Here is an 18,783-nt window from a genome sequence, read left to right on the forward strand (position 1 = left end):
CGGGCCGGGATTTACCGCGTCGTGATGCGCCCGCGGGCGTTGCTACCGTGGTGGGGTGAGCACGCCTGAACCCCGCACCGAAACCGCCGAGCGCGACGAGAGCCGCCACGACACCCGTGACGACGCCCGCCCGGCGTCCGAGGCCCCACGCCCGGCCCATGACGAGGCGCGCGCCGACGAACGTCCGGCCATGAACCGCGACGGCGTGCCCCTCGCTCGTGTGCGTCGTGCGCCCCGCGTCATGCCGTTCCTGCTGACGGGCGCCGTCATCGGAGCCCTCGCGGGCCTCTTCGTATCCCTCGACGGCGGTGACGGCGGCAACTACACGGCGTCGTCGTCGACCGGTTACCTCGTCGTCCTGTTCGGTGCCCTCGGCACGCTGCTCGGCGGCCTCGCGTTCGTCGTCGCCGACCGTCGTTCCTGACGCCCGTACGCGTCCTGCGCCCCGGCGCCCGGCTGCTCGCACGATGCACGCTGCGGCTCAGGTCGTGAAAGACTGATGTCTGTGGCACGCGGCGACGGCAAACTCTCACACGACATCCTTCCCGGCGAGAAGGGCCCCCAGGACGCATGTGGCGTCTTCGGGGTCTGGGCACCGGGTGAAGAGGTCGCGAAACTCACCTACTACGGCCTGTACGCGCTGCAGCACCGCGGCCAGGAGTCGGCAGGTATCGCGACGAGCGACGGCAAGAGCCTGCTCGTCTACAAGGACATGGGCCTCGTCTCCCAGGTGTTCGACGAGACGAGCCTCGCCTCCCTGCGCGGCCACCTCGCGATCGGCCACTGCCGGTACTCGACGACGGGTGGTTCCACCTGGGAGAACGCGCAGCCGACGCTCGGTGACACCGAGGCGGGCACCGTGGCGCTCGCGCACAACGGCAACCTCATCAACTCCGCCGAGCTGCGCGAGAAGCTCGAGGAGATTCACGGCGAGCTCGGCAACACGCTCGGCGAGCTGCGTCGCGGCAACACCACCGACACCGCGCTCGTGACGGCGCTGCTCGGCGCTCAGTTCGACACGAGCCTCGAGAAGACGGCCCTCGCCCTGCTGCCTCACCTGCGGGGCGCGTTCTGCTTCGTCTTCATGGACGAGAACACGCTCTACGCCGCGCGTGACCCGCAGGGCATCCGCCCGCTCGTCATCGGCCGTCTGGAGCGCGGTTGGGTCGTCGCGAGCGAGACGGCGGCGCTCGACATCGTCGGCGCCAGCTACGTGCGCGAGGTCGCGCCGGGCGAGATGATCGCCATCGACGCGGACGGTCTGCGCTCGACGACGTTCGCCGAGCCCGAGCCGAAGGGCTGCGTCTTCGAGTACGTCTACCTCGCCCGTCCCGACACGACGATCGCCGGCCGCGAGGTCTACGAGAGCCGCGTCGAGATGGGCCGTCAGCTCGCGCGTGAGTTCCCCGTCGACGCCGACATGGTCATGCCGACGCCGGAATCCGGGACGCCCGCCGCGATCGGGTACGCCGAGGAGTCCGGGATTCCGTACGGCATGGGCCTGGTGAAAAACGCCTACGTCGGGCGGACGTTCATCGCGCCGAGCCAGACGATCCGCCAGCTCGGCATCCGCCTCAAGCTCAATCCGCTCAAGCCCGTCATCAAGGGCAAGCGCCTCGTCGTCATCGACGACTCGATCGTGCGCGGCAACACCCAGCGCGCCCTCGTGCGGATGCTGCGCGAGGCCGGCGCGGCCGAGGTGCACGTGCGCATCTCGAGCCCGCCGGTGCGCTGGCCGTGCTTCTACGGCATCGACTTCGCGACGCGCGCCGAACTCATCGCCAACGGCCTCGTCGTCGACGAGATCGCGACGTCTCTCGGTGCCGACTCGCTCGGTTACATCAGCGAGGACGGCATGATCGCCGCCACCGGGCAGCCGCGCGAGAACCTGTGCACCGCGTGCTTCACGGGCCGTTACCCCGTCGAGCTGCCCGCTGAGGATCGCCTCGGCAAGGGCCTGCTCGAGCTGCAGCTGCCTGTCGAGTTCGGCGGCGTCGATCCGACGACGGTCGGCACGGCCGACCTCGGCCAGGACGAGTCGATCGACCTCGCCCGCACCAACCCCGACGGCGTCTCGCACGCCGGGGGCGCCGCCGTCAGCCCGGTCCGTCGGCACACGTCGAACTGACCGACGCCTCTCGATCCTCCCGCGCCGCCGCAGCCCTGACGGCGGCGCCGCGCCCGCACCGTGACCTCGCACTTCGAAGGACGACGATGACCCAGCACAACGAACCCATCACCTACGCCGGCGCCGGCGTCGACGTCGAGGCCGGCGACAAGGCCGTCGAACTGATGAAGGCCTCCGTCAAGCAGGCCCAGCGCCCCGAGGTGCTCGGCGGCCTCGGCGGGTTCGCGGGGCTGTTCGACGCCTCCGTCCTCGCGCGCATGGAGCACCCGATCCTCGCGACGTCGACGGACGGCGTCGGCACGAAGGTCGCGATCGCGCAGGCGCTCGACACACACGACACGATCGGGTTCGACCTCGTCGGCATGGTCGTCGACGACATCGTCGTGTGCGGCGCGGAGCCGCTCTACATGACCGACTACATCGCGACCGGCAAGGTGGTGCCCGAGCGCATCGCGGCCATCGTCAAGGGCATCGCAGCGGCATGCCGTCAGGCGAACGTCGCCCTCATCGGTGGGGAGACGGCCGAGCACCCGGGCCTGCTCGCCGCGGACGAGTACGACGTCGCGGGCGCCGCGACGGGCGTCGTCGACAAGGCCGATCTCATCCTTCCCGAGTCGGTGCGCGAAGGTGACGTCGTCCTCGGCCTCGCCGCGAGCGGCCTGCACAGCAACGGCTACTCGCTCGTGCGCAAGGTCTACGCGAGCGCCGGGTGGGGCTACGACAAGCACGTCGAGGAGTTCGGTCGCACGCTGGGGGAGGAGCTGCTCGAACCGACGCGGGTCTACGCTGCTGACCTGCTGCGCCTCATCCGCACCGACGGCGTCGACATCCACGCACTGTCCCACGTCACAGGCGGGGGCCTGGCGGCGAACGTCGCCCGCGTCCTGCCCAAGGGCATGGGCGCGCGCATCGAGCGTTCGACGTGGACGCCGCCGGCCGTCTTCGACGTCACCCAGCGCGTCGGCAACGTGCCCCAGGACGACATCGAACGCACCCTCAACATGGGCGTCGGCTTCGTCGCCGTGCTGCCCGCCGAGCAGGCCGCGACGGCCATCGAGGTGTGCGCCGAACTCGACCTGCCCGCATGGCGCATGGGCGATATCGCACGCACCGAGAACCTCGACGCCGCAGAGGCAGAGATCATCTCCGGCGCCAAGGGCGTCGACGCCGGCGCCTGCCAGATCGTGGGCAGCTACGCCTGACGCGTGAGCACGGGCGCTCGAGCCCCTCGAGCTCGGCGGCGGCCCACGCAGAAGTCAGCACGACGAGAGCCTCCGTCCCGATGGGATGGAGGCTCTCGTTCACGTCAACTCAAGAAAAAGCGGGTTGCGCGCCCGTCGTGGTCAGGCGTCGTCCGACGCCCACTTGGAATAGCGGTCATACTCGTCGCCCTCGTCGTCGGCTTGCGCCTGACGCGTTTCGTTCGCGCTGCGCGAGGCACGGAGCTCTCGCTCCAACGCGCTGAGGTCGGTGTCCGGCGAGAAGTACTTGAGCTCGCGTGCAACCTTGGTCTGCTTGGCTTTGGCCCGGCCGCGCCCCATGGCGAGACCCCCTCTGTCGTGTTGCCAGGGCGGCCGTCATCACCCCGCACGCGGGCGTGCGGACGTCAGGCGGAGGGCCCTGGGGATCCTAAGTTTCTGTCGTGGGGGTAACGCTACCTCAGGTGCGTTGATTTCCGCCCATCGACGCGGATCGCCGGGCGCCTCGCGCGGCCATGAGTGACCGGTCTCACTCCGTGTGGGTGGTGGCCAAGCCTGGATCGTCGACGACACGCCGTCGGGCGACGACGAACGTCCCCACGAGGGCGAGCGCGCCGAGGCCGAAACCACCCAGGACGAGGGCAGGTTCGTTGTCGCCAGGCTCGTCGACCGTCGGCGTCGTCGGCCCCTTGACGGTGCTCGGGGAGGCCGTGGCGGTCTGCACGGTCAACTCCTGAGCTCCCTCGGACGCCCCGGCGGTGCTGCTCGAGCTCACACCCGGGCTGCGCGTGATGGCGGCGGCGGGTGAGGACGACCCCGCGGCGACGGCGAGCACGCAGGCGCCACCAACGACGAGGGCGCGAGCGGATGCGGGCAGATGGCGCGACGTCATGCCCCCATTCTGACGCCCGCGCGACGGGGGCGCCACGTTCCGCGTCGTCGTTTCGCATCATCGCGCCCGGTATCGTCGCCGGACATGACGACGTCTCGGTTCACCACCCTCGCAGGCCCGGCCATCGCCGAGATCGAGGTGAAGCACTCGCGGTTCCTGTGTGAACTGACGCCGGTGGGGGCGGGTGACGACGAAGTGTCGGAGGTGGCCGCACGGGCCGTCGTCGAGGCCGCTCGTAAGCAGCACTGGGACGCGCGTCATCACTGCAGCGCGTTCGTGCTCGGCCCCCAGCGTCAGGTGCGGCGCAGCAACGACGACGGCGAGCCGTCGGGCACGGCGGGCGCGCCGATGCTGGAGGCGCTCGTCGCCTCGGGTCTGAGCGACGTCGTCGCCGTCGTGACGCGCTGGTTCGGCGGCACGCTGCTCGGCGCCGGAGGGCTCGTGCGGGCCTACGGCGACGTCGTGCGCGCCGCGCTGGCCGAGGCCCGCGTCGTCACGTACGAGTGTCGCCTCGTCATGGCGGCCGACGTCGGCATCGCCGACGTCGGCCGCGTCGAGAACGCCCTGCGAGCCGCCGGGCGGCACGTCGAGGGCGTCGACTACGCCCAAGGCGCGGCCTCAGGAACGGCGCGCCTGGTGCTCGCCGTCACGGAGGCCGACCGCGCAGCGCTCGAGAGCGAGCTCGCGAGCCTGACGGGCGGTTCGGCCGACCTCGACGAGTGTGGGCAGCGCTGGGTCTCACTCGCCGACCAGCCTGGGTGAGGCGTCAGCCGGCCGGACCTTCGCGCGTTTTCGGGGCGCACCGGCCGCCACCCATCAGCGACACCACACCTGCCCCGGTACTTCTGCCGCGCCACGGCGCGTCTCCCGCGCCCTGAGACGGGGTTGGCGCGTGGGCGTGCGAACCCCCAGAGTGGCTCCATGAGTGAACCGAAGACCTTGACCCCCGACGAAACATACGCACTCGACCGGGCCCACGTCTTCCATTCGTGGTCGGCGCAGGCCGCGCTGAAGCCGATGGTCGTGACGAAGACGTCCGGCTCCCGCCTGTGGGACGGCGACGGCAACGAGTACCTCGACTTCACCGGCCAGCTCGTCTACACGAACGTCGGCCACCAGCACCCGCGCGTCGTCGAGGCGATCAAGACGCAGGCCGAGACGCTGTGCACGATCGGGCCGAGCAACGCCAACGACCAGCGTTCGCAGCTGGCGAAGATGATCAGCGACCTGCTGCCCGACACGCTCAACAAGGTGTTCTTCACCAACGGTGGTACCGAGGCGAACGAGCACGCCGTCCGCATGGCGCGCGAGGTGACGGGCCGTCGCAAGCTGCTCGCCGCCTACCGCAGCTACCACGGCGCGACGGCGCAGTCGATCCACCTCACCGGTGAGGCGCGCCGCTTCGCCAACGACAAGGGCGCGAGCGAGGTCGTCCACTTCTTCGGTCCGTTCCTCTACCGCAGCGAGTTCTGGGCGACGAGCGAGGACGAGGAGTGCGAGCGTGCGCTGACGCACCTCGAGCACACCATCACCTCCGAGGGCGCAGACGCGTTCGCCGCTCTCATCCTCGAGCCCGTCATCGGTTCGGCCGGCATCATCCCGCCGCCGCCGGGCTACCTCGAGGGCGTCCGCGAGATCTGCACGAAGTACGGCATCATCTTCATCGCCGACGAGGTCATGGCCGGCTTCGGCCGCACCGGTGCCTGGTTCGCGCACCAGCACGCAAATGTCGTGCCCGACCTAATCACGTTCGCCAAGGGCGTCAACTCGGGGTACGTGCCGCTCGGCGGTGTCGTGCTGAGCGACGAGATCGCCCACCACTTCGACGAGCGCGCCTACCCCGGCGGCCTCACATACTCCGGCCACCCGCTCGCGTGCGCGGCGGGCGTCGCGACGATCGCGGCGATGCAGGACGAGGGCATCGTCGAGAACGCCGCCCGCATCGGTTCCGACGTGCTCGGCCCCGGCCTGCAGGCGCTCGCCGAGAAGCACGACGCGGTCGGCCAGGCGCGTGGCGTCGGGGTGTTCTGGGCGCTCGAACTCGTCAAGGACGCCGCGCGCACGCCCGACGTCGAGCGCGCCGCCGCCGTCGCGGCCGCGTGCAAGAAGAACGGCCTGCTCGTCATCGCCGCCGCGAACCGGCTGCACGTCGTGCCGCCGTGCAACGTCAGCGACGACGACGTCCGTGCGGCCCTGACGATCCTCGACGAGGCGCTCTCCGCGAGCTGACGACGACGCGCCGTCGGTGGGTGATCGACCGGGTGCGACGCTGCCGAACGAGGCAGCTTCGCGCCCGGTGAAACGTCGGGGTGCCGCGGCGCGGAACGCGCCTCGAACCGGGAGGCATCTCGAACCGGGAGGCATGCAGAACACGAGAAAGCCCCCGAGACGAATCTCGGGGGCTTTCTCGGTGGAGCGTGGCCAGAGACGGGGTCGAACCGCCGACCTAGCGATTTTCAGTCGCTCGCTCTACCAACTGAGCTATCTGGCCCTTGGGAAAGGGATGGCGACCCCGACGGGACTCGAACCCGCGACCTCCGCCGTGACAAGGCGGCGCGCTAACCAACTGCGCTACGGGGCCTCGTGAAAGGCCGATCTGTGCGTGGTATCCCCAACGGGATTCGAACCCGTGCCGCTGCCGTGAAAGGGCAGTGTCCTAGGCCGCTAGACGATGGGGACTACACAAATCATTCCCGCGAGCCGCTCACCTTCCGGTGTTTGCCCCGCTGGAACTTGCGTAACTTTAGTACACGTTCGCCGGGCAACGCAAAACGCCCGGAATGACGGGGATTCCGGCGGCATGGCGTGCGGTGCGCTGCCTGGCCCGGACGGCGTCGAGGCGCTTCTCAGGCGATCTCCTTGCGCGCGAACGTACGCACCCGCTCGACGTCCCACGTCGTGATGACGCGCTCGAGCGGCACGCCGAGCTCCTCGATGCGCGCGGCGCCGTACTGGAGGAAGTCGAGCTGGCCGGGCGCGTGCGCGTCGGAGTCGAGGGAGAAGTAGCAGCCGGCGTCGATCGCCTCGCGGATGAGATCGTCGGGCGGGTCGCAGCGTTCGGGGCGCGCGTTGATCTCGACGGCGACGCGGTGCTCGGCGCATGCAGCGAACACGGCCTTGGAATCGAACGTCGACGGTGGGCGGACGCCGCGTTCGCCGTCGACGAGGCGGCCGGTGCAGTGCCCGAGGATCGTCGTGTGGGGGTTCTCGATGGCGCCGAGCATGCGTTTCGTCATGGCAGCCGGGCCCGAACGCAGCTTGGAGTGAACCGACGCGACCCGCACGTCGAGGCGGTCGAGCATGTCGGCGCGCTGGTCGAGGGAGCCGTCCTCCTTGATGTCTACCTCGATACCCTTGAGCAGGACGAACGGGGTGCCCGTCGCCCCGAGGGCCGAGTTCATCGCGTCGATGACGCCGAGCTGCTTCGTCAGCCGCTCGGCACTCAGCCCGTTGGCGACGCGCAGCGAGGGGGAGTGGTCGGTCTGCACGATGTACTCGCGCCCGAGGGAGATCGCTGCCATGACCATCTCGTCGATCGGTGAGCCGCCGTCGCTCCAGTCCGAGTGGGTGTGGCAGTCGCCCTTGACGGCGGCCATGACACGCTGCGCGCCCTCGACGAGGTGCTCGGGGCTCGATTCCTCCAGCTGGTCGAGGTAGCTCGGGACGCGGCCGTCGAGTGCCTCGGTGATGACGGCGAGCGTCGTCTTGCCGATGCCGGAGACGTCCGCGAGGGAGCCGTCGGCGGCCTTCGCGCGCAACGTCTCCTCGTCGAGCGCGGCAATCGCGCGCGAGGCGCCACGGAACGCCTTGACGCGGTATGTACCCGCACGGCGACGTTCGAGCAGGAAGGCGATGCGGTCGAGCGCTTCGCGAGGCGTGGGAGCACCGGTCATGTGGTCACTGTACGAACATCGCCCGGACTTGCCCAGGGCCTCCGCCTTGCCCGAGGACACTGATTTGCCCAGAGGTTAGGTGAGCCTTAGTTTGGGGTTGGCTCCACTGCGTGGCCTCGGTGTCGTTCCTTCGTGGGTGCCACTGGAAATGGCCGATCAGGATCGCAGCGAGGTGCCCCTGCGGCGCCGAGGAGCCCCGACGAGACGAGGACATCGTGACGAACACCGAAGCAGCGCCGGCCCGCCCGCGTCGAACGCCCACCCACGTGAGAGTCGAGCAGACCGAGCGGCTGACCCGCGACCTCGTGCGCGTCCACTTCAGCGGGGACGGGCTGCGCGCCCTCGAGCCGAAACCGGTGACGGACGCCTACGTCAAGCTCATCTTCCCGCCGCGCGGGGCCGACTACGCAGCGCCGTTCGACCCCGAACAGATCCGCGCCGAGCGGCCTCGTGAGGAATGGCCGGTGACGCGGACCTACACGATCCGGGCGATCGACCACGCGGCCGGAACGATGGCGATCGACTTCGTCGTGCACGGTGACGCCGGCCTCGCGGGGCCCTGGGCGGCTGCGGCGCGAGCGGGCGACGTCATCGGCTTCCTCGGCCCCGGCGGCGCGTGGGCGCCCGAGTCGGAGGCCGCTCATCACCTCTTCGTCGGCGACGAATCGGCCTACCCCGCGATCGCCGCGGCGCTCGATGCGCTGCCGCAGGACGCCGCGTGCACCGTCGTGCTCGAGGTGGCCGACGCGAGCGTGCACCCTCCGGTGCGCGCACTGGCGCACATGAACCTCGTCTGGGTGCACCGGGACGAGACGCGCAGCCACGGCGGCGGGCTCGTCGACGTCGTCGCCGCAGCCGACGTGCCGGGTCTGCGCGACGGTGATGCCCCCGACGGGCTGCGCGTGTTCGTGCACGGCAACGCCGAGATGATCAAGGAGATGCGCCGGTTGCTCATCGTCGAGAAGAGCGTCGCTCGTGCGCACGCGTCGATCTCCGGATACTGGCGCCCCGGCCATGACGAGGACGCGTGGCAGTCGAGCAAGCGCGAGTTCGTGCAGCAGATGGAGCAGGAACAAGACCGCGCCTGACCCCCGCGCCTCGCCCCCTGTGCCCATCCGCGATTCTCGTCCCCAACGGCGAACGGCGTCCCCATCGGCGATTTTCGTCCGCATTCGTCGAGGTCACGCTGATGGCCGGGCGCTCGCCCCCGCGTCACTGATCGCCTCGGCGCGATCGACGCCGAGGTCCGCGACGACAACGACGTCGAACGCGGCGCGCGGTCGCGGCGAAACGCGAGACAATGCCGCGGTGAAGTCCTGGTTGCTCCTGCTGCTCGTCGTCGCTGCTGCGGCCCTCGTCCTGCTGACGCGTCGTTCGGTGCGGACGTCCGTCGTCACGTGGATGGCGGCGCGGCTCGGCCCCGACGCGCGCAGCGGCCGGCGGGCCGCGCTGCTGTGGCACGGTTCGGCGTTCCTCGCCGCCGTCGCAACACTGACGGGCGCCTGGTTCGGTGTGCGCGCCGGGGGAGCGGCGCGCTGGGTCGGGGATGCGGCGGCGATCGCGGTCGTCCTCGGCTACCTGCCGTTCACGTCGCTGGGCGCGCCGAAGACGACCCGGTGGCAGAAGAGCTTCGGGCAGCATCTCGCCGAAGCGGGGGCTGCCCGAAGTGCCGCGACGGCCTGTGCCGACGTCGCGCGTGTGTTCTCAGTGGTCGGTGTGCTCGTCGCTCTCGCTGCGCTCGTCGTCGTCGCCGGCCGCGGGGCGTGAGGTGTTCGCGGACTCGATCTGACCGGCCGGCGCAGACGACTTCTGCTTCGTGCCGAGCGGGTCGCTGAGCGTCGACTCGAGCGTCTCCTTCGGCAGCGCCTTCTCCTGCAGACGGGCCGTGGACGCCTGGATCTGCTTCGTCACGTACGGCCCGACGAGGCTGATCGCCGCAGCTCCGACAGCCATCCACAGACGCGGGTGACGCACGCCGCGCTTGAGCAGCATCTTCTCGACGTTCTTGTCGATGCGCAGCGCGAGCCCGGACGTCACGAGGCCCATGCCGGCCGTCGCGGCGGCGGCCAGGTCGCTCATCGACGACGATGTGGCGCGCCCGTCGACGACGTTGATCGCCTTGTTCGAGTCGGCCAGGCGGGAACTCGCGGGACGGCGCTCGCCCGCCATCGCCATGCCGACGCTCGTCAGCGTCGACGACATCGCGACGCCGCGTCGCACCCAGCGCGGGAAGCGCGCGGGACGCACCAGCGTCGTGGCGGCCGCCGTCGCGGCGGAGATGGCGGCCTGCGCGGCCGGGGAGTCGAGAGCGGGAAGCGTGAAACGAGGCATGACCTCAGCCTAGCGAGAGGCGCTGACGCGGCACCACCACGTCGGCGACGTCGGCTGGTCACACCTGCGCAGCGCGCGCTTGCGCGCGCCGCAACAAACCGCGCGCCGCGACGGCGAGGCCGAGGGCGACGCTTGTCGCAGTCAGCGTGACGGCGAACGCGGCCGTCGCGCCGTGGGCGTCGACGAGGCGTCCGGCGATGCCCGCTCCGCTGGCGTAGCCGAGGCCTGTCGCGCCGGCGAGGAACGTCATGGCCGTCGCGAGGCGCCCGCGATCGGTGATGAGTTCGCCGAGCGTGAACGTCGTGATCATGTACGGCGCGATCGCGAAGCCGAGGATGACGAGCTCACCTGCGAGCCCCCACAGCCCGTCGACGGCGAGCAACGGCAGCGACAGCACCCACATGGCCGTCGCGAAGAGGAGCAGCCGGCGCGCGTGATCCGGGGTGCGGCGCACGCGGCCCAACGCGAGGCCGGCGCTGACGGAACCGATGCCGAGCAGCGCGTGGAACAACCCGGCGCTCTCGGCGTGGCCGGCGGCGCGCGTCATCATCGTCGTACCGGTCTGGATCGAGCCGAACAGGTTGCCGATGAGGAACTGCGCGACGAACAGGACGGTGAACGCGGCGCTCCACACCGGTATGCGCGACGAGCCCGTCGGGGCCGGCGACACCAGGGACGCGCTGGGGTGACGTGCAAACTGCAGACCGAACCACAGCAGCAGCGCCGCGGCGGCGAGCAGCGGCGCCCACGTTCCGAACAAGGCCGCGAACGCGCCGACGAGCATCGGGCCGACGACGAACGACGCCTCGTCCGCGGCTCCCTCGTAGGAGAATGCGGTCGTGACGAGCCGCCCATCAGCGCCGTGCGATCCGATGATGGGACGCCAGCGCACGCGGGCGAGCTGACCGATCTGCGGCAGCGCGAACCCGGCGAGCGCCGCGACGACGGCCGTCAGCCACCAAGGGGCGTCGAAGTAGCGGGTGGCGACGACACCGACGAGGCCCGCCGCGCCGCCGAGGCACTGCACGAGAAGGATGCGCGTCTGGCCGAGCCGGTCGGTGAGGGAACCGAACCAGGGCGAACCGATGGCGTTGCACACCGCCAGCGCTCCCGCGCAGATGCCGGCGTGGGTGTAGGAGTCGGTCGTCGTCGCGACGAGCAGCAGCGTGCCGAGTTGCGACATAGCCAGTGGCAGGCGCGCGATGAACGCGACGACGACGTACCAACGGCCCGTGAGCCCGAACAACCCTGAATACCCGACGTGACTCACCCGCCCATGCTACCGGCGCCGTGAGGGCGCCGAAACCGCCGACAACCGCTACCTGGCGGGGTTGTCGGTCCTGGCGCACCTAGGCTGAGCAGGTGCTCGTCTCACTCGTGCGTCAGGCGCTGGCGCCCCATCGTCGGTTGCTGCTCGGGCTCGTCGCCGCGCAACTCGTCAGCGTCGCCGCGTCGCTGTATCTGCCGAACCTCAACGCCGACATCGTCGACCACGGCGTCGTACGAGCCGACACCGGTTACATCTGGCGCACCGGCGGCTGGATGCTGCTCGTCAGCCTCGTCCAGGTGTGCGCCGCGATCTGCGCGGCCTGGTTCTCGGCCCGCATCGCGATGAACGCCGGACGCGACATGCGGGCCCGCGTCTTCGGCGCCGTCCAGCGCTTCAGCTCGCGCGAGGTCGCCGAGTTCGGCGCGCCGTCGCTCATCACGCGCTCGACGAACGACGTGCAGCAGGTGCAGATGCTCGTTCTCATGGGCGCCAACCTCATGGTGACGGCGCCGATCATGATGGTGGGCGGCGTCATGATGGCGCTGCACCAGGACGTCGGGTTGTCGTGGCTCATGGTCGTCGCCGTGCCGGTGCTGGCCGTCGCGATCGGTCTCATCGTCTCGCGCATGGTGCCCGGGTTCCGCACGGTTCAGAAGCGGCTCGACGGCGTCAACCGGGTCATGCGCGAGCACCTGTCGGGCATCCGCGTCGTGCGTGCGTTCGTCCGGGAACCGCACGAGTTGCAGCGTTTCGGCGCCGCCAACTCGGCGCTCGCGAACGCGCAGATCCGCGTCGGCAACCTCATGGCCTTCATGTTTCCGACGGTGTTCCTCGTCATGAACCTCTCGACGGTCGCCGTCTGGTGGTTCGGCGGCCACCGCGTCGGTGACGGCGACCTGCAGATCGGCGCGCTGTCGGCGTACATGAGCTATCTCATGCAGATCCTCATGGCCATCATGATGGCCACGTTCATGCTCGTCATGATTCCGCGTGCCGCAGTGGCTGCCGAGCGCATCACGGCGGTACTGGACACGTGCTCGAGCGTGGTCGAGCCTGCGTCACCGATCCTGCCCGACGGTGGGGTGCGCGGCGTCGTCGAACTCGAGCACGCCGAGATGCGCTATCCGGGCGCCGACGAACCTGTCGTGCGCGACCTGTCGTTCACCGCCCGCCCCGGCCAACGCGTCGCGCTCATCGGCTCGACCGGTTCGGGCAAGTCGACGGTGCTCGGCCTCGTCGCGCGACTGTTCGACGTGTCGGCCGGCGCGGTGCGCATCGACGGCGTCGACGTGCGCGAACTCGACCCGCAGGCGCTGTGGGGCAGCATCGGCCTCGTCCCGCAGCACGCCTATCTGTTCTCCGGCACCGTCGCGTCGAACCTTCGCTACGGCAAACCCGACGCCACCGACGACGAGCTGTGGTCCGTGCTCGAGACGGCACAGGCGCGTGACTTCGTCGAGAGAATGGACGGCGGCCTCGACGCCGTCATCGAGCAGGGCGGTAGCAACGTCTCCGGTGGCCAACGGCAGCGATTGTGCATCGCTCGGGCGCTCGTCGCGAAGCCCCGCATCTACCTGTTCGACGACTCGTTCAGCGCACTCGACCTCGCGACCGACAGGCGGCTGCGTGCCGCGCTCGCGCCGCAGGTGAAGGACGCGACGGTGCTCATCGTCGCCCAGCGCGTCTCGACGATCACCGACGCCGACCTCATCATCGTCCTCGAGGACGGCGCGGCCGTCGGCATGGGCACGCACGAGGAACTGCTCGCCACGTGCGCGCCGTACCGCGAGGTGGTCGATTCGCAGCTCGGACGTCAGGAGGGAGCGGCGTGAGCCGCCGTCAGCCGTCGGGGCCCGCCGCATCGGCCGCATCGCCCGGCTCGGGCACTCGCCCGCCGGGCCCGCCGGCCGGAGGGCCGCGTCGCGGGGGTCATGGCGCGGCGATGGCGCCCGCGGAGAAGTCGCTGAACTTCGGCGCATCCGCGCGCCGCCTCATCGGGCTGCTGAAACCGCATCGGCTGCGCGTCATCGCGGTACTGGCGCTCAGCGTCACGGCCGTGGTCATGAACGTCGTCGCGCCGAAGGTGCTCGGCAAGGCCGTCGACGCAGTGTTCGCGGGCTCGGTGAGCATGCATCTGCCCCTGGGCTCGACGAAGGCACAGGCCGTGGCGGCGCTGCGCGCGTCGGGGCAGTCGAAGATGGCCGACATGGTCGCGGCGATGGACCTCGTGCCGGGCTCGGGCATCGACTTCGACCGTGTCGCGACGATCCTGCTCACCGTCGTCGCGCTCTACGTCGTCGCATCGCTGCTGCAGGTCGTGCAGGCGCGTCTGCTCAACACCGTCGTGCAACGGACGGTGGAGAAACTGCGCGCCGACGTCGACGCCAAGCTGCAGCGGGTGCCGCTGGCCTATGTCGACTCGCGCCCGCGCGGCGAGCTGCTCTCGCGCGTGACGAACGACATCGACAACGTCGGGCAGTCGATGCAGCAGTCGGCGGGTCAGCTGCTCGTGTCGATCTGCACGGTGCTCGGCGTCGTCGTCATGATGCTGACGGTCTCGTGGCAGCTGACGATCGTCGCACTGCTGACCATTCCCCTCGTCATGCTCGTCGCCGGGCAGATCATGAAGCGTTCGCAGGGGCAGTACGTGGCCCAGTGGGCGCACACGGGCACGCTCAACGGGCAGATCGAGGAGGCGTTCACGGCGCACGAGCTCGTCAAGGTCTTCGGGCGCGGGCCGCAGGTGGAGGCGGCGTTCGCGTCGACGAACGCCTCCTTGACGGAGGTCTCGCGCCGCGCGCAGTTCCTGTCGGGGCTGATGATGCCGATCATGATGTTCGTCGGCAACCTGCAGTACGTCGCGATCTGCGTCATCGGCGGCGTGCGCGTCGCGTCGGGGCAGATGACGCTCGGTGACGTCACCGCGTTCATCCAGTACTCGCGCCAGTTCACGCAGCCCGTCACGCAGATCGCGTCGATGATCAACCTGCTGCAGTCCGGCGTCGCGAGCGCCGAGCGCGTGTTCGAGGTGCTCGACGCGCCGGAGGAGTCGCGCGACGCCCGCGGGCGCGGTGCCGGCGAGAACGCGCACCTGCCGACGCCGCTGCGCGGAGAGGTCGTCTTCGATGACGTGCGCTTCGGTTACCACCCTGACGCGCCGCTCATCACGGGCCTCGACCTGCGGATCGAGCCCGGCCAGACGGTCGCCATCGTCGGGCCGACGGGTGCGGGCAAGACGACGCTCGTCAACCTCGTCATGCGCTTCTACGACGTCGATGCGGGTCGCATCCTCGTCGACGGGGTCGACGTGCGTGACGTGCCACGCGAGGAGTTGCGCTCCCACTTCGGGATGGTGCTGCAGGACAGTTGGCTGTTCCGGGGCACGATCGCCGACAACCTGCGCTACGGGCGGCTCGACGCGAGCGACGACGAACTGCTCGAAGCCGCTCGCGCGACGTTCGTCGACCGGTTCGTGCACTCACTGCCCGACGGCTATGACACGATCATCGACGACGAGGGCGGCTCCATCTCGACGGGTGAGCGTCAGCTCATCACCATCGCGCGCGCCTTCCTCGCGCGGCCCGACATCCTCATCCTCGACGAGGCGACGTCATCGGTCGATACGCGCACGGAGGCGACGCTCCAGCAGGCAATGGCGGCGCTGCGTCAGGATCGCACGAGCTTCGTCATCGCCCACCGACTGTCGACGATCCGTGACGCCGACATCATTCTCGTCATGGAGAACGGCGACATCGTCGAACAGGGCTCGCACGACGATCTGCTCGCCGCGCGCGGCGCCTACTGGCGGTTGTACGAGGCACAGTTCGCCGGGGCGGCGCAGACCGACACGGACGAGGGGAAGGCAGCGGACGTGCGACCGGCCTGACGGGAGCCGGATGATTCCGGCGTCGTCGTCCGCATGCTTCGGCCGGGAAGACCGCCCCGACGTTCTCGAGGGCCGGGGCGGTCGACGGCATCTCAGCCCCGGGCGTGCTCCCACGCGCCGCGCGTGTACTGCGCCGGATACGGCGTCTCGCGCCACGTCAGACCCAGTTCGGCGGCGGCGCGCAACGGCCAGTACGGCTCGCGCAGGCCTGCTCGTCCGATGAGGACGACGTCGGCGTCGCCCTCGGTGAGGATCGCCTCGGCCTGCGCGGGCTCCGTGATGAGTCCCACGGCTCCGGTCGCAATATCGGCCCCGCGCCGGATCTCGGACGCGAAACGCACCTGGTAGTTGGGCCCGACGGGGATGTCGGCGGGCACGTTGCCGCCGGTGCTCGTGTCGACGAGGTCGACGCCGACGGACTTCAGCTCGCGAGCGAGGCGGACGGTCTCGTCGATGTTCCAGCCCGTCTCGGCCCAATCGGTGGCCGAGACCCGCACGAAGAGCGGCTTCGCCTCCGGCCAGGCCGCGCGCACCTCGGTCGCGATGCGCAGCAGCAGACGGGCGCGGTTCTCGAAGGAGCCGCCGTACTCGTCGTCACGGAGGTTGGAGGCAGGGGAGAGGAACTCGTGCAGCAGGTAGCCGTGCGCCGCGTGGAGCTCGACGACGTCGAAACCGGCCTCGTCCGCGCGTCGGGCGGCGTCGACGAAGGCGTCCACGACGTCGTCGATGTCGGCGAGCGTCATGGCGCGGGGCGTTGCGTAACCGTCGAAGGCGACCGCGGACGGGCCGAGAGCCTCCCAACCGCCTGCGTCGACGGGCACGCTGCCGGAGGGCTCACCCGCGAAGGGGCGGTAGGTCGACGCCTTGCGTCCGGCGTGCGCGAGCTGGACTCCGATCTTTGCGCCGTTCGCGTGGACCGCGTCGACGACGCGGCGCCATGCGGCCACCTGGTCGTGGTTCCACAGGCCGGCGTCCTGGGGGCTGATGCGCCCCTCGGGCGCGACGGCGGTGGCCTCTGTCAGCACGAGCCCGAAACCACCGACGGCGCGCGTCGCGTAGTGAACGAAGTGCCACGCGGTCGGGATACCGTCGCACGCCTCGCAGCTGTACTGGCACATCGGCGTGAGCCAGATGCGGTTGCGGAACTCGACGTCGCGCAGGGTGAGGGGTTCGAACAGCTGGGGCATGCGGGGGCCTTTCGTCAGGATCGGGCGCGGCCACGGACCGCGCCTCGTGGGGCCCATGCGACAACGGTGGTTAGGGACGCGATATTTCCTGGGCCCGTTGTTCTGGCCGCGAACCGCTCCGTCAGAACGCCGCCGATGCCTCGCCGCGCTTGACGTCGGCGCGCCATCGCGTGAGGAACGCGGCACCGGCGGCGTCGTTCGTCAGCGCCGGATCGGGCGTGACCTCGACGGGGTAGGTGCGATCGAGCAGGCCGTCGGCGGGGCGAACGTCGCCGTGGCGCACGACGAATCCACGCTCGTGCAGACGATCAGCCATCGCGTAGTCGCTGCGTGAATCGCCGAGGGTGCGCCACTCGCGCGGGGTGATGCCGCGCGCGGCGAGCAGTTCGATCGCCTTGTCGGCACCGACGTTCTTGCCGACCCCGGCGTGCTCGATGTCGGTCGAGATGATCGTCGGATCGATGCGGACGGCGATGTCTTCACTGCCGTTGAGCGCTTCTCGCTCACCCCAGACGACGCCGATCTCCTGCTCGGCGAGGTAATCCCACACCCGCTGATCGAACGCGTGCTGACGTTCGCGGTAGACGTCGAGGTCGATGCCATGGTGCGCCTCGAGGCTCACCATGGCCTTCTTCGTGTCGTCGAAGAACATGGCGTCGTCGAAATCGGGGGCGATACTGCGGCAGTACTCGACGAGCCCCGTCGGAACGCGCAGGGCGTCGTCGACGCACAGGTGGATGCCCGCGTTGCGCAGGTGCGCGCGCGTCGGGGTGAACCACGTCGCGCCCTTCTCACAGACGGCGATGACGGTCGCGTCGTCGGGTAGTCCGGCGTCGAGCAGCGCGGGCATGACGGTGGCTGCGACGAAGTCGTCGGAGCGACCCGTGTTGAACACGATGGGGACGCCCGCCCGCGCCATCGCGACGAGATCCGTGGCGATCGACGGGATCGCCACGGTGCGCGTCACCGGGCTCGCGATGGGTCCGTCGACGTCGAGGAGGAGGCCGTACAGGGGCTCGCGCAGCTGGCTCGTCATGCTCGAAGTGTCGTCGCGCGCGGGGCCGGTCGCAACCCTCACCCCCCGCGGCTCGGTTAAGGATGATTAACTGAAGTCGGCATGGTGTGAGCTGCATCTCACGAAGCGCGATCTGGAGGGTTCATGGACAAGGTGGTGGCCTCGGCCGCGGAAGCGGTCGCCGACATCGGTGACGGTTCGTCGCTCGCCGTCGGAGGGTTCGGGCTGTGCGGCATCCCGAGCGTCCTCATCGCGGCGCTGCACGAGCAGGGCGCGAAGGATCTTGATGTCGTCTCCAACAACTGTGGCGTCGACGACTGGGGTCTCGGCGTGCTGCTGCGCGACGGGCGCCTGCTCACCGTCATCGCGTCGTACGTGGGCGAGAACAAGGAATTCGCGCGCCAGTACCTCGAGGGCGAGCTGGAGGTGCACCTGACGCCGCAGGGCACCCTCGCGGAGAAGTTGCGCGCCGGTGGCGCAGGCATCCCCGCGTTCTACACGGCGACGGGTGTGGGTACGCAGGTCGCCGACGGCGGCATGCCGTGGAAGTACGCGGCCGACGGCTCGGTGGAGAAGGCCTCACCGGCGAAGGAGACGCGCGTTTTCGGTGACGGCGACGACGCGAAGTCGTACGTGCTCGAGGAGGCCATCACGACGGACTTCGCGCTCGTGCGCGCGGCGAAGGGTGATCGTCACGGCAATCTCGTGTTCAACCTGTCGGCGCGCAACTTCAACCCGCTGTGCGCGATGGCGGGCCGCGTCGTCGTCGCGGAGGTGGAGCAGCTCGTCGAGCCGGGCGACATCCACCCCGACGACGTCCACCTGCCCGGCATCTACGTGCAGCGAGTCGTGGAATTGACGTCCGAACAGGCTGACGACAAGCGGATCGAGAAGCGCACGACCCGCGAGACGGAGGGTGACTGAGATGGATGGGCGACTGTTCGGGGGGCGTGCGTTCGACCGAGAGTGCGAGAAGCGCACG

At 70.0% G+C, this 18,783-nt stretch carries 17 protein-coding genes and 3 tRNA genes; 10 read left to right on the forward strand and 10 right to left on the reverse strand.

Features of this window, described 5'->3' with window-relative positions; genetic code table 11:
- Positions 1-55: 55 nt before the first annotated feature.
- The 3 genes from ABH936_RS13635 (at position 56) to purM (ending at position 3,330) form a co-directional block, all read left to right on the forward strand.
- The gene (locus ABH936_RS13635) at positions 56-424 is read left to right on the forward strand and encodes a hypothetical protein (protein ID WP_115296990.1); all 369 of its coding nucleotides are present in this window, start codon (positions 56-58) and stop codon (positions 422-424) included.
- An 81-nt stretch (positions 425-505) separates the two neighbouring features.
- Positions 506-2,128, forward strand: a complete 1,623-nt coding sequence (gene purF, locus ABH936_RS13640; protein ID WP_144694214.1) for an amidophosphoribosyltransferase — start codon at positions 506-508, stop codon at positions 2,126-2,128.
- An 86-nt stretch (positions 2,129-2,214) separates the two neighbouring features.
- Positions 2,215-3,330: a phosphoribosylformylglycinamidine cyclo-ligase gene (gene purM, locus ABH936_RS13645; RefSeq protein ID WP_062258216.1), complete on the forward strand. Its 1,116-nt coding sequence runs from the start codon at positions 2,215-2,217 to the stop codon at positions 3,328-3,330.
- Between the two features lie 141 nt (positions 3,331-3,471).
- On the opposite strand, the gene ABH936_RS13650 is transcribed toward purM, so the two are convergent.
- Both ABH936_RS13650 and ABH936_RS13655 read right to left on the reverse strand, forming a co-directional pair.
- Complete coding sequence (locus ABH936_RS13650; RefSeq protein WP_062258217.1) at positions 3,472-3,669, reverse strand: DUF3073 domain-containing protein; 198 nt, start codon at positions 3,667-3,669, stop codon at positions 3,472-3,474.
- A gap of 187 nt (positions 3,670-3,856) precedes the next feature.
- Entirely contained in the window at positions 3,857-4,219 is a 363-nt protein-coding gene (locus tag ABH936_RS13655; RefSeq protein ID WP_074045681.1) for a hypothetical protein, read from the reverse strand.
- 84 nt (positions 4,220-4,303) lie between these two features.
- On the opposite strand from ABH936_RS13655, the gene ABH936_RS13660 reads away from it, so the two are divergent.
- Positions 4,304-4,981, forward strand: a complete 678-nt coding sequence (locus ABH936_RS13660) for a YigZ family protein (protein ID WP_144694212.1) — start codon at positions 4,304-4,306, stop codon at positions 4,979-4,981.
- A 159-nt stretch (positions 4,982-5,140) separates the two neighbouring features.
- Positions 5,141-6,448 carry an aspartate aminotransferase family protein gene (locus ABH936_RS13665; protein ID WP_144694210.1) on the forward strand — a complete coding sequence of 436 codons (1,308 nt, stop codon included), beginning with the start codon at positions 5,141-5,143 and terminating at the stop codon, positions 6,446-6,448.
- 189 nt (positions 6,449-6,637) lie between these two features.
- On the opposite strand, the gene ABH936_RS13670 is transcribed toward ABH936_RS13665, so the two are convergent.
- The 4 genes from ABH936_RS13670 to ABH936_RS13685 all read right to left on the reverse strand — a co-directional run bounded on the left by ABH936_RS13670 (position 6,638) and on the right by ABH936_RS13685 (position 8,112).
- Positions 6,638-6,710: transfer RNA gene (locus tag ABH936_RS13670), tRNA-Phe, on the reverse strand.
- 13 nt (positions 6,711-6,723) lie between these two features.
- A tRNA-Asp gene (locus ABH936_RS13675) sits at positions 6,724-6,800 on the reverse strand.
- 22 nt (positions 6,801-6,822) lie between these two features.
- A tRNA-Glu gene (locus ABH936_RS13680) sits at positions 6,823-6,898 on the reverse strand.
- A gap of 167 nt (positions 6,899-7,065) precedes the next feature.
- Complete coding sequence (locus tag ABH936_RS13685; RefSeq protein ID WP_062258224.1) at positions 7,066-8,112, reverse strand: PHP domain-containing protein; 1,047 nt, start codon at positions 8,110-8,112, stop codon at positions 7,066-7,068.
- Positions 8,113-8,327: 215 nt separating this feature from the next.
- Between ABH936_RS13685 and ABH936_RS13690 the strand changes: the two genes are divergently transcribed.
- Both ABH936_RS13690 and ABH936_RS13695 read left to right on the forward strand, forming a co-directional pair.
- A complete protein-coding gene (locus ABH936_RS13690; protein WP_347813540.1) occupies positions 8,328-9,200 on the forward strand; it encodes a siderophore-interacting protein in 873 nt (290 codons plus the stop codon).
- A gap of 220 nt (positions 9,201-9,420) precedes the next feature.
- On the forward strand, positions 9,421-9,879 hold the full coding sequence (locus tag ABH936_RS13695) for a hypothetical protein (protein ID WP_062256351.1): 459 nt from the start codon (positions 9,421-9,423) through the stop codon (positions 9,877-9,879).
- Here ABH936_RS13695 and ABH936_RS13700 read toward each other — a convergent pair.
- Both ABH936_RS13700 and ABH936_RS13705 read right to left on the reverse strand, forming a co-directional pair.
- Positions 9,817-10,443, reverse strand: coding sequence for a hypothetical protein (locus tag ABH936_RS13700; protein ID WP_062256349.1), 627 nt, complete (start codon positions 10,441-10,443; stop codon positions 9,817-9,819). The two genes, ABH936_RS13695 and ABH936_RS13700, sit on opposite strands and share 63 nt — an antisense overlap.
- A 58-nt stretch (positions 10,444-10,501) precedes the next feature.
- The gene (locus tag ABH936_RS13705; protein WP_038569374.1) at positions 10,502-11,713 is read right to left on the reverse strand and encodes an MFS transporter; all 1,212 of its coding nucleotides are present in this window, start codon (positions 11,711-11,713) and stop codon (positions 10,502-10,504) included.
- A gap of 92 nt (positions 11,714-11,805) precedes the next feature.
- Here ABH936_RS13705 and ABH936_RS13710 point away from each other — a divergent pair, with 92 nt between their 5' ends.
- Together ABH936_RS13710 and ABH936_RS13715 are read left to right on the forward strand one after the other, a co-directional pair.
- The gene (locus tag ABH936_RS13710) at positions 11,806-13,545 is read left to right on the forward strand and encodes an ABC transporter ATP-binding protein (protein ID WP_038569371.1); all 1,740 of its coding nucleotides are present in this window, start codon (positions 11,806-11,808) and stop codon (positions 13,543-13,545) included.
- Complete coding sequence (locus ABH936_RS13715) at positions 13,542-15,599, forward strand: ABC transporter ATP-binding protein (RefSeq protein ID WP_165583944.1); 2,058 nt, start codon at positions 13,542-13,544, stop codon at positions 15,597-15,599. The genes ABH936_RS13710 and ABH936_RS13715 overlap by 4 nt, the downstream gene beginning before the upstream one ends.
- A 92-nt stretch (positions 15,600-15,691) precedes the next feature.
- Here the strand turns inward: ABH936_RS13715 and ABH936_RS13720 are convergent, their stop codons facing one another.
- Both ABH936_RS13720 and ABH936_RS13725 read right to left on the reverse strand, forming a co-directional pair.
- The gene (locus ABH936_RS13720; protein ID WP_006946816.1) at positions 15,692-16,786 is read right to left on the reverse strand and encodes an NADH:flavin oxidoreductase/NADH oxidase; all 1,095 of its coding nucleotides are present in this window, start codon (positions 16,784-16,786) and stop codon (positions 15,692-15,694) included.
- Positions 16,787-16,907: 121 nt separating this feature from the next.
- Complete coding sequence (locus ABH936_RS13725) at positions 16,908-17,822, reverse strand: hypothetical protein (RefSeq protein ID WP_404603524.1); 915 nt, start codon at positions 17,820-17,822, stop codon at positions 16,908-16,910.
- A 123-nt stretch (positions 17,823-17,945) separates the two neighbouring features.
- Between ABH936_RS13725 and ABH936_RS13730 the strand changes: the two genes are divergently transcribed.
- Positions 17,946-18,725, forward strand: coding sequence for a CoA transferase subunit A (locus ABH936_RS13730; protein ID WP_404603525.1), 780 nt, complete (start codon positions 17,946-17,948; stop codon positions 18,723-18,725).
- Positions 18,726-18,783: the final 58 nt, after the last annotated feature.

The organism is Dermacoccus sp. GAS27A (genome assembly GCF_044909235.1).
In the GTDB taxonomy this organism is placed as follows: Bacteria; Actinomycetota; Actinomycetes; order Actinomycetales; family Dermatophilaceae; genus Dermacoccus; species Dermacoccus nishinomiyaensis.